The organism is Verruconatronum alginivorum (assembly GCF_056590205.1).
Window position 1 is genome coordinate 3068928 of record NZ_JBWPVQ010000001.1, and the last position, 11611, is coordinate 3080538.

The window sequence follows — 11611 nt, forward strand, 5'->3', positions numbered from 1 at the left end:
TCCTAACGTTCACATTGACGATTGTTTTTACTGATGTTGCCGAAACATTCCTTTCTTCAGTTGGTTCCGCCTCGTTTGAAGGCGACGGTCGAGCGTCTCGAGCGGATGATTTGGGGGGGCGCGGAACCGCTCCGCTGCGAGGAAACCTCCGGGCAAACCGGAGCCGTTTCCTGGGAGGAGGCGGTCCGGTTGCCGCGCGGCGAGATCCAGGAGTATCCCCATCAGTGGGGAGAGTTGTTCGAGCAGCGCTGGTTTCGCCTCGAACTGCCGTCGGTCTCCGGCTCTGAACCGGTCTTTTTGCATTGGCGGGACCAGGCGGAGGCGACGGCTTACATCGACGGAGTTCCTTATTGCGGTTTTGATGTCGCCCATCGCTACGCCCCGCTTCCGGCCGGGACCCGGGAGGTTTGGATGGAAAGCCATTTGGTCCATTCGGCGACCTGGCATCCGGGAACGACGGCGATCGGAGCCCGGGGAAGCCGGTTGGAGGGAGGTTTTCTGGTTCGGAGAAACGAGGAAGCCTGGGGGGGCTATCACGACTTCACGGTGCTTTACGATTGTCTGATGGCGGAGCAGAGCAGCGCGTTGCCCGGCAATCCGCCGGAGGCGATCGGTTATCAGCCGCCGATGGAGGAAATGCTTCCGATGCAGCGGAGGTTGCTGCGACGGTTGGATGAGGCGGTCGATCGGCTCGACCTTGAGGGGTTGGCGGAATTTCGGCGGGCGTTGCGGGCCGTTTACCGGGATTTCGCGGCGGCGGATGCCCGGCTCCGGGCGACTTTTGTCGGACATGCCCACCTCGATTTGGTGTGGTTGTGGCCGGAGCGGATCGGGACGGCCAAGGCCGTCCATACGTGGGCGACCGTCGATCATTTGATGGACCGGTATCCGGAATTGCGTTTCAGTTTCAGTCAGCCGTTTTGCTACCGGGCGGTGCAAAAGGCGAATCCGGCCCTTTACGATCGGGTGAAGCAGCGGATCGGTGACGGGCGATGGGAGGCGACCGGGGGATTGGACGTCGAGTCCGACACGTTGCTGCCGTGCGGGGAGGCGTTGTTGCGGGCATTTTTGATCGGGCAGGATGGATTCCGCGAAATTTCGGGGAAACCTTCCCGATCTCTCTGGTTGCCGGATACCTTCGGGTTCTCGGCCTGTTTGCCGCAATTGATGAAGCTGGCGGGCGTCGATTACTTTTTCACTACGAAGCTGACCTGGGGCGCGTTGACTCGTTTTCCTTATAGCAGTTTTGTCTGGAAGGGAAACGATGGGAGCGAAGTGCTGGCCTATTTGACCCAGGGAGTCGGGGTGAACGGGCAGGCGACCGCCGGGGAGTTGCGGGCGGCAGCGGATGCCTATCGCCAGGCCGACGTGCATGACGAAGTTTTGTTGCCGACCGGATTTGGCGATGGCGGGGGAGGCCCGACCGCGGAAATGTGCGAACGGGTGCGGCGCCTCGGCGAACTGGCCGGACTTCCGAAGGGGGAGTGGGGCTTGGCTGAACCGTTTTTCGATCGACTCCGGGAACAAGAGGACCGTCTGCCGAGGTATCAGGGGGAACTTTTGCTCGAATACCATCGAGGGATTTTTACGACCCATGGCGATTTGAAGGAGGTCTTTCGGGCAGCGGAACGGGGACTTCAAGTGTTGGAAGCGGCCCGGTGTGCCGGTTCCGGGCAACCGATCGATGAGGAGATGTGGCGGCGGGTCATTTTCGCCCAGTTCCATGACCACATCCCGGGGAGCTCAATCTGGGAAGTTTATGCCGAAGGGATTCCGGAATTGCGGACGATCGGTGAGAATGCCTGGCGGCAGACCAAGCTGGAGCTGGAAACGGAGGGAGCGAAAGGGAAAGCGGTCTTCAATCCGTTGCCGTTCGCGAGGAATTGGATTGGTCCCGGGGGAGAAGGGCGCGAGAATGTGGTTTATCGATTGCCGCCGTTGACCGGAAAGCCGGTTGGCGAACTGGAGCCGGTCGTCGATATCGCGGAGGTGCGCTCCGGGGAAGACTGGCTCGACAACGGGATGGTCCGGGCCGTGTTCGATGAAAACGGAAACATCGCGGAACTCGTCGTGGAGGGCCGTCGCCTGGCGATTCGGGAAGGAGCGGGAGCCCTGTTTCTGATGCCGGATCGGGCGCATTGTTACGACGCTTGGGAGATCGATCGTCAGACCATGTCGCTGGGGCGGCCGGTCGACGGACCTGTTCGGAGGACGGTTGAAAACGAAACCCATCGCGCGGCGATCACCTTCGAACGGTCGGTCGGAGAGGGGAGCCGGATCGCGACCCGTTATTCGCTGGAAAGCGGAAGCGGTGCTCTGCGGGTGGACTACGACATTGATTGGCGGGAGAAGGAAACGCTTTTAAAAGTGGCGTTTCCAACCGGTTACAGCGGAAGTATGGCTCGGTTCGGCCAACCCTTTGGCAGTGTGATCCGGTCCCAACAGTCAGGCAGAATCGCCGACGAGGCGCAGTGGGAAGTTCCCGGCAGCCGATGGGCGGCGGTTTGCGACGACGGGGAGCGGGAAGGATTGTTTGTGGCGACGGAAGCGAAATACGGTTTCAGTTGTCGCGAAGGATTGCTGTCGGTCAGTCTTCTCCGAAGCGCGCGGATCACCGGCGAGGATAACCGTTACGGACCGGTCTTGCCCAAGGCACTGCGGGCGGGGGCGCCGGCCGAGCCATTTTCGGACCAGGGACGTCATCGGGTCCGCCTTGCCATCGGTTTGTATGACACCTGCCTTCCGCGGGAAGCCCAGGCGGCCGCGCTGGCCGATATCCTGTTCACGCCCTTCGTCGAATACGATGGGGGCGGGAAAGATTGCGGGTGGTTAGGATTGACGGGCGGGGATTCGTTGCAGCCGGCTTGGGCGCGGCCGCTGGAAGCGGGACGTTGGGTGATGCGGTTGCATGAAACTCTCGGGCGCCGGGGCGAATCGAAAATCCGCCTGAGGGAAGGTTGGCGCGCGGCCCGATGCGACGCCCGTGGACAGGCCGAACAAGCGTGGCTCGGGGATGGGGATCCGATTCAATTCCGTCCGTATGAAGTGGTGAGCCTTCGGGTGGAACGGAGCTGAGTGTATCCCGCGACCAACGAAAGTTGGCCTTCTTCGGGTAGGGTAGAACTTTTTTTGTTGCGTCGGGATCGGGTCAATCTTCATTATTCCTAACGTTTACATTGCGGAGGGCGATAATGCCGAGGGGGAACCGATTGTTTCCCGCGGGTGTCGTTCCAACGATTATCCTCAACCCACCAGTTCTCATGGTTTTTCTGAAACGTCCCGGTTTTCTGTCGTCAGCGCGTGCCTCCTTGCGGGCGTTCCTGGTTCTTGGTCTGTTCGGCTTGGTTCATTTTCCGGTGGATACCTCCGCGAATCGTTTGCCGAATCCGGAGCCGAATCTTCCGGAGCATCTGCCGTTGCAGCCAGCGGTGATCACTCCCGAAGGGGAACGGGTCTTGTTGGAGGCGGCCCCGGGGGTAGAGGTCCGTTTCGTCGCGGATCGAAATGAAGTCGAGGTGACGCCGGCCGGGCACTGGCTGATCAATTTTCCATTGGACGAGATCCAGGATTTGCCCGCCGGCGGGGCGGAGGCGTTTGCCCAGGCGGTGTTCGGCCGTTCGGCCGCCGATCTGCGCAATTGGTATTTCAAGACGCCGGGCGAACCGGAATGGATCGTGCCGGCCCAGACCGGACCGGCTCCGATCCGCAACACGCCCGGTCCCGACCTGGTGGTCGACCGGGAGGCGCCCAACGCCAGCGACGGCAACCCGGGGACCATGGATCAGCCGTTGGCCACGATCGGGGAAGCGGTCGGCCGGGCGGGGCCGGGCACGGTGATTCATGTTTATCCGGGGATTTACCGGGAACGGGTGACGGTGAACGCGAGCGGGACCGAGGCCGCTCCGATCCGCATTGAAGGGGTGCGGGGGGCAGACGGCTCGATGCCGGTGGTAACCGGAAATGATCCTTTTCCGGCGAACGCCTGGACGCCGGAACCGGAGTGGCCCGGCGTTTACCGGGCGAATCTCTTCACCAACGTCCTCGGAACGGTTTCGAACGGCGGCGAATGGTTGATCGAGCGGGATTTGCCGCACGAGCTGGGGGAAAACGAAGTGGCCCTGAGTCGGTCGTCGCGGGGATTTCTTGATGTCAGCAGGCAGTCCGAACTGGTTCCGGAGGAAGGGACTTCCCAGTTTGGCGCTACCTGGCAGCGGGTGGCGACGGATGGGGACGGGTTCATTCGTTTCGGTCAGGTGTATGGGACGGAGCCGGCTGGTGAGGCGATCATTTGGATGTCGACCTGGATCTGGGTCGAGCCGGGCGACCGCGACTCGCTCGATCCGGACGCGCCGGTTCCGGTGGCCGGGGAGGCCTATGTGGCCGCGGGCTTTCGGGCCGGACGGATGACCGGCGGGCCGATGCACTGGCAGCGCAACCAATACCGGATCTGGGTTGATGGCGAACGGGTCCCGGTGATGCGCTATTTCGACGATCTGAATCAACAGCTTCATCGCGAACCGGTTTCGGCCCGGAACTATGGGTTCGGCGATGTGTGGAACAGTTTTCCATTGTCGGAAGGCTGGAATCACGTGGTGTTCCAAATGGACACCTCCTATCGACCCGATTTGCTTGATTTCAGGATCCGGGCGGGACGTGGTATGCCGAATTGGATCGCCTCCGCCGACGCGCCCGCGAATCTGTCGGAGCCACCGGTCAGCGGCGTCTCGAACCAATATATCGACGAATACATGGTGCTGGGGCCGTTCCCAACCTCGGGCACGGAACGGGCGGTTTATGTCCGCCTCTCGGGTGACGCCGATCCGAACCAGGCCGAAATGGATTTGTCGGCCCGGCGCGACCATATGGTCCATTTGGTGGGAGACTTTGTCCAGTTTCGGGGATTCGAGGTGCGTCATGGAGCCCATTATCAACAGACGGCGATGGTTCAGGTGGAGGGGATGGGATCTCTCCTGGAAGGCTGTCTGGTGCGGGACGGGGAGGTGCGCGGTCTCGGCGTGTATTTGCGCGACATGGACCAGCATGATCCTCCGATCATTATCCGGAACAACTGGGTGATCAACATGGGGAATCTCGGGCTCGGCGCCACTGGCGGAAGCGCTTTTCTGACCGAGGAAAATCTGAACGACCCGATCCCGGGCCGGGGTCGGACGATCCTGGAGCACAACCATATCGAAAACGCCAATTGGGCGGGTTACGTCTCGATGGACGAGTCGGGCGGAATGAAAGTGTTCCGGTTGAGCGGATCCCACATCCGTTACAACACCTTCAAAGGGGGGCACGGACCGGCGATCTGGCTCGATTGGGAGCATTATAACAACCGGATCGAGGGAAACCGGGTCATCGACGGATACGCCCTCGCGGTCGGAGTCGAAGCGTCGCCCGGTCCGCATCTGGTGGCCAACAATGTATCCGTGAATCTGCGACCGGGCCCCGCCTGGTTCAGGAGCGGAGTTCTGACCTGGAGCAGCGACCGGACGCTCATCATGCACAACACGATCGACGGCCGGAACAATCCATTGCCGGCCTGGCAAGGGCGGTCCGGGACCCAGGCCATCGCCACGGTGGAAGGGGGAGACGACCGGGGCACCCGATTCGTCCCGTTGCAAAACCGGAGCCAGACGATCGCGAATAATCTGATGATGGGGGTCAACCAGGGGATTCAAAGCCGCTCGACCGATCTGGTCGACCGGAACGCCCGGGATGTCGCCAACGCCGATTGGCTTCCGGACGAGTGGCCCGTGTTTCCGGAAGGCGACCGGGGCAACTACCGGTTGCCGCTGGACAATAGCTTGACGATATCGGGAACGCTGGATCACGGGACGACCCAAGTCCGGCACGACTTTTTCGGATTGCTCCGGTTCGACGGCGATGGTCGCAGCGTCGGCGCTTTTCGTGGAGAGTGGGGGCCTCGCGATCCCTCCTCGGCGATGATCGAGGCGGAGTTTAACAACGGAGAGACGGTTCGCCTGTATGAAGTCGAGGAAGTACTGGTCGATCTCGCCGCGATTCAATGGCCGTTCGAATACCGGTTCGGCGAAGCGGAGGGGCGCGATGATGGCGGGGATTTCACCCGCAACAATCAAGGATCGTGGACCTTGGAATCGGAGTCGGTCCGCTTGGGAGCCGGACCCCAAGCCGGAGAGATCTCGTTGAGCACCGTCCGTGTCGGCAATCCCGGATTTCCGCCCACCGATTTCGTGATTCGCGCCGAGGCGAGCCTGTCGGCGCTGGCGGCGGGTGATCTCGGCGCGCGGGCCGGTTTGGTCTTGTTCGGCGAGGGTGATTTCGAGTCGTTTGACCCCCGGGATCCCGATTCCTACCTGACCTTTCAATGGAGGCCGAACGCCTCGGGCGGAGCCTATATCGCGGTCGTGCGGGGTATGGATGGCGTGGAACTCGCCCGGACCGACTTCGCGGATTTGCCCAATCCACCGGCATCTCCCTCCGCCTCCGATCCCGAAGCCGGACTCGGCGTCCCGATGACTTTCGAGTTTCGCGGGAGTATCGTGGATGGTGGGAATACGCTCGAATTTGTAGCTTCCCTCGTCGATCCGCACGGCCGGCGGGCGGAAGTCGTTGGGACCGTTGCGGGTCCCTTTGCCGGAATGAACCGATTTGGATTCGGGGGAAAAAGCGACGTCTCCGAGGGAACCGTCTGGGACTTCCGGAGCGTCAGCTGGAGTCGGGAGGTGACCCCGCTCCTGCATTACCCGTTCGATGAAGCCGTTGGTTCGACCACTCCCAACGTCGGAACGCGCGGTAACTCGGACCTGACGATGAGGAATTTTTCCAACAACACCGTGAACCTTCTCGGACCCGACGGCAGTGGGGTTTCGGGGCGGGCGGGGACGCGGGCGCTGGATTTCAGTGGAGCGGTGGCGATGGGAGGAAACGGTCCGATCGCCATCGGAGCCCAGGCCTTTTCGTCGAACACGACCTTTGAGTCATTTTCCCTCACGGGTTGGTTTCGCACCGCCGGAACAACTCCTTACGGGGGAGTCGCCCGCTTGTGGGATCTGGGCGGAGGAAATCTGCAGGTGCTCGGGGATAACCAGCTACCCGGTTCGATCAACGTGCAAATGAACGACAGCCGGAACCATGTCAGCGATCACGCCTTCCAGGCTACCCAGGAGTGGGTGTTTTATGCGATCGTTTACAATGGGCCGGCGGGGCAACTCGATTTTTACCGGGGCGGCAAGGAAGAGTCGGTAACCCGGGTCGGTTCGATTGGAAACCTCAATTTCGGAGACGTCTCCTTGAGCCGGCTGGTGATCGGCAACCGTTCGTTGGACCGGGGGCGTGCCTTCCACGGTTACCTGGACGACATGCGGTTCTACGCGGAAACCACCGGATCGGCGGCGGCACTGATTCCAAGCGATCTCGACGCGATCCGGCGGGAAGCGCTCTTCGAGCCGGAGCCGGTGTCGTTCGAAGGATGGCGCAAGGAGAATTTCGCGGGAGGCGATCTCAACGATCCCGCCATCAGTGGGGCCCGGGCGGCTCCGGCCGGTGACGGAGTGGAGAATCTGTTGCGTTACGCCTTCGGATTCAGCGCCTGGGAGCGGGTGGTGCTCGACGATCTGTTCGGATACGGGAACGGCGGAGATGGATTCTCGATGGTTTATTTGGAACGAACGACCGTCCCGGATTTGATTTATTCCCCGGAAGTTTCGACCGATCTGGTCGAATGGAAGGCGGGGCCACCGTATTTGATCGAAACCGGACGGACCGGTGAAGATGAGGAATTCGACCGGGTCACGGTTGAGGCCGCTTTGCCGGAAGATTCGTCCAAAGGTTTTCTCCGGCTGCGCGTACGGCAACGATGAACGCATGAGACTCCGGAACGCCAATCGAAGTTGCGCGGTGACGCGAGGAATGGATACACTTGGTGGTTTTCCAGCGGTCCTTCATAATTGCCTCCGTATTTTCGCATCCAGCAGTTATGCCTACAGTTGATTCATTTCGAGCGGACGACGTTGAGTTGTCACCTGTTACTTATCCGGTTTCGAAGCTGGTGGGCACGCACGATCTGCGGCTGCCGAACTGGGGGCCTTACACGAAAAAGTATGCGGGTCTCTCGCACATTCCCGATCCGGCGAAAGGTCTTCGATTTGATCTCAGCGTCTTTCCCGCCCTTTACCGTCGCAGTGTCTCGCTTCCGAACGTGAATTGGGAAGGGGACTGCCATCCATGGGCGTCCGCCTCCGATTATTCCTTTTTTACCTACCGTCATCAGTTGATCTGGAAAGACCAACTGTATGCGGACATCTCCTACTGTCGCATGGAGGATGAGGCTTATCTGGTTCGCACCCGGATGGTCAACCGCACGGCCTCCTGGCAGAATCTCGCGCTGCATCAGATGGCCTCGATCCATTTTCCGCCGCTCCGGCCGTATGATGAAACGCCGGTGCGGCCGATGAAGGTGAGCCTTCCTGCAGGCGGATCGTGGATCCAAGGGCTTGATTATCGGGAAATCCGTCTGGCCACGGCGGACGCCGATCATGGAATCACTCCGGATTGCCGCCTGATCGGCGAGGAGGTGGGGCATGGGGCGGTGGACGGCCATTTCCTGGGGCGCGGATTCGGGCTATCTTCAGGCGATTCGGCGGAATACCGCTTCCCGGGAGTGGGCGGCGGCGGGACGCTGGTGATCCGTTACCGGGTGGCGGCGGGCGCGAGCGCAAAGATCCGGATCGGCGGGCTGATTCGTTTCCGGGAGGTCGACCTTCCAGGAGACGGAAACTTTCGAACGATCGACCTCCCGCTGGGAGCCGGGGAGATGGAGTCCGGCATTCAACTGAAGGTGACGGCGGTATCCTCGGGGGTGGAGATCCATTTAGATGGCATAGCGGCGGTGCCGTCGGATCGGCGCGACGATTTACGGTTCGAGCCGGTGGTCTGGCGACATGCGCCGTCGATCGAACGCGGGCCATCCCGATTGTCATTAATCCTTCAATACCCGGATGTGGAAGCACCGTACGGACTGGCCTGGGAGGGAGAAGAAAGTGTTGTTCGGGAATTTCACTGTCGTGACCTCGATCAGATCCTTCGACGCACCGCGCACGATCACGTTCTCGGTGAATTCACTTCGGATGGCGAGGGTCATTTTACGAATGTATTCATTCGTCCCATACCGATTGCCCCCGGGGGCGAATCCGTCCATTTCGGTTTTGTATGCCGTGGAGCCGACGGGGACGAGGTGGCTCGGATGCTGGAGCGATTTCGGGGGATGGACCGGGAGGCCAAGGGGAAATACGTCGAAAAGATGTCCGGGCGGGCCAGCGTCATATCGGGAAATCCCTCCGGGGAGGAGTTTCGATTGAGCCAAGACCTGATGGCTGCGACCACGTTGTGCAACGTCGTATATCCGGTTCGGATCAAAAACGGTTGGATCCGGCATTATCCTCCGGGAAAGTATTGGGATTCCTTGTACACTTGGGATTCCGGCTTCGTCGGTATGGGCCTTTTGGAACTCGATCCGGACCGGGCCATTGATTGTTTGAACGCGTATATGACCGAACCCGGGGATCCGCAGGCGGCCTTCGTCCACCATGGATCGCCGGTTCCCTCGCAATTTTATCTCTTTCTCGAAATCTGGAATCGAAACGGTTCGGAAGAATTGCTGCGGCATTTTTTCCCGCGATTGCGGCAATATCACCGTTTTCTCGTCGGTCGCGACCCTCGATCGGTCACAAGGATGCCGTCCGGCCTTCTACGGACGTGGGATTACTTTTACAACTCGGGCGGTTGGGATGATTATCCGGCGCAAAAGGAAGTCCATGCGCGGAAGCTCACGGCCCGGGTCGCTCCGGCGGTTACCACCGCCCATGCGATTCGGACGGCCCGAATTCTCCGAATGGCCGCCGCCGAATTGGGGGAGGACGAAAATGAGTTCCGGGAAGATGAGAGAACGTTCACCCGGGCGTTGTCCGAGCACGCCTGGGATGCTGAGGCGGGATACTTTTCTTATACGGAGCACGACTCCGAGGGACGGGTCGTCGGTTTCCTGCGGGATGGGGAAGGGTGCAACCTCAACATGGGATTGGATGGGGTCTCGCCGCTGGTTTCTGGAACCTGTTCCCCCGAGATTGAAGGGATTTTGGTCGGACATTTGGAATCGGAGAAGGAGTTGTGGACCCCGTTCGGGTTGACCGGCGTGGCGCGATCGGCTCCTTATTATCGGAGGGACGGGTATTGGAATGGAGCGGTTTGGTTCCCCCACCAGTGGTTTTTGTGGAAATCCTTGTTGGATGCCGGGCGGGGGGATCTGGCCTGGAAGATCGCTTCGACGGCGCTTCGGCTCTGGGAAAAGGAAACCGGCGAGACCTACCAATGCTTTGAACATTTCATCGTGGAAGGAGGACGGGGCGCCGGGTGGCACCAATTCGGCGGCTTGTCCTGTCCGGTGCTGAATTTCTTCGCGGCCTACCATCGTCCCGGAACGATCACTGGCGGATTTGATCTGCGGATTCGGAATCTCCGGAATGAAGACTCCCATCATTCGCTTCGAGCGGAGCTGAAGTGGTTACCGAATCCTGAACGCCGGCTCCGGGTGGTGCTGGTGACGATGGCGGAAGGACCGGATTATCGATTCACGTTCGACGGGGTCGAATTCCCTTCCCGGAAGCGGGCGGGAGGCTGTTTCGAGATTTTCGTGGAGGAACCCCACGCGGGTTCCGGAGGGGAACTGCGGGCGGAACGAGTGGTCTGAAGTGGGGAAGGCGATTCGGGAGGAAAATCGGCGATTTGCAGAATTTTTCCCTTTACATCCTAACGTTTACATAAGATGGTAGTTCTCATTCCGGGAAATTCATCCGCGAACTCAATGCTCTAAATTCAACCCTATCGATTATGAACAGCCTAAAAACCCGTGCCTTCACCTTAATCGAGCTGCTTACGGTCATCGCGATCATCGGCATCCTTGCGGCCATCCTTATTCCGGTGGTCGGCACGGTCCGAGAAAGCGCCCGCGCCTCGAAGTGTATTTCCAACATCCGGCAATCCGGCATGTCGCTTTACATGTTCATGGAGGAAAATCATTTTCAGTTGGCGACGGCGGGAACAGGTTCCGGGATCACCCCATGGCCGGCCCAGCTCGTCCAAGCCGGGATCGTCGACAGCCAAGGGGTTTTCCATTGTCCGTCCGCCTACACTGGATTGAATAATCCTGACACCGAAGTGGATCTCCTCTGGGCTTGGCGGGCCGGTTTCGGTCTGAACATGTTCGACAACGAAAACGGCGAATTCACGACGGTTTTCGGTTCTCCGGGCCAGACCCGCTGGGTCATCAATTACAACAACATTCCGGATCCCACTCGCTACATCCTGTTGGCTGATACCATGGATGGAGGGACCGGCTACTCCCGCTTCCGGCTCGAATCGACCAGTGCTCCCGCCAACGGAGCCATTCATTTGCGCCACGGCGGGCGGGCCAACGTGTTCTTCCTCGATGGACACGTCGAAGCCTGCGACCCGGCCCGGCTCGGAGAGCTGGGAATGGTCAGTGGTTTCGGTGAAACCACCAACGACATCATCAGTTTTCCACAGAACTGATCGAAGTCCGGGGCAACCTTTCCCCGGATTTCGCGCA

Annotated in this window: 4 protein-coding genes; all 4 read left to right on the plus strand. The window is 60.4% G+C overall.

The genetic code is table 11. From position 1 onward, the window contains the following. Positions 1-33: 33 nt before the first annotated feature. The 4 genes from ACWUI2_RS11060 to ACWUI2_RS11075 all read left to right on the plus strand — a co-directional run bounded on the left by ACWUI2_RS11060 (position 34) and on the right by ACWUI2_RS11075 (position 11574). Positions 34-3075 carry an alpha-mannosidase gene (locus ACWUI2_RS11060; protein ID WP_486982907.1) on the plus strand — a complete coding sequence of 1014 codons (3042 nt, stop codon included), beginning with the start codon at positions 34-36 and terminating at the stop codon, positions 3073-3075. Positions 3076-3260: 185 nt separating this feature from the next. After that, positions 3261-7847 (plus strand): right-handed parallel beta-helix repeat-containing protein, encoded by a 4587-nt coding sequence (locus ACWUI2_RS11065; RefSeq protein ID WP_486982908.1) that lies wholly within the window; start codon positions 3261-3263, stop codon positions 7845-7847. A 116-nt stretch (positions 7848-7963) separates the two neighbouring features. Further along, on the plus strand, positions 7964-10732 hold the full coding sequence (locus ACWUI2_RS11070) for an MGH1-like glycoside hydrolase domain-containing protein (protein ID WP_486982909.1): 2769 nt from the start codon (positions 7964-7966) through the stop codon (positions 10730-10732). 140 nt (positions 10733-10872) lie between these two features. Continuing rightward, a complete protein-coding gene (locus tag ACWUI2_RS11075; RefSeq protein ID WP_486982910.1) occupies positions 10873-11574 on the plus strand; it encodes a prepilin-type N-terminal cleavage/methylation domain-containing protein in 702 nt (233 codons plus the stop codon). Positions 11575-11611: the final 37 nt, after the last annotated feature.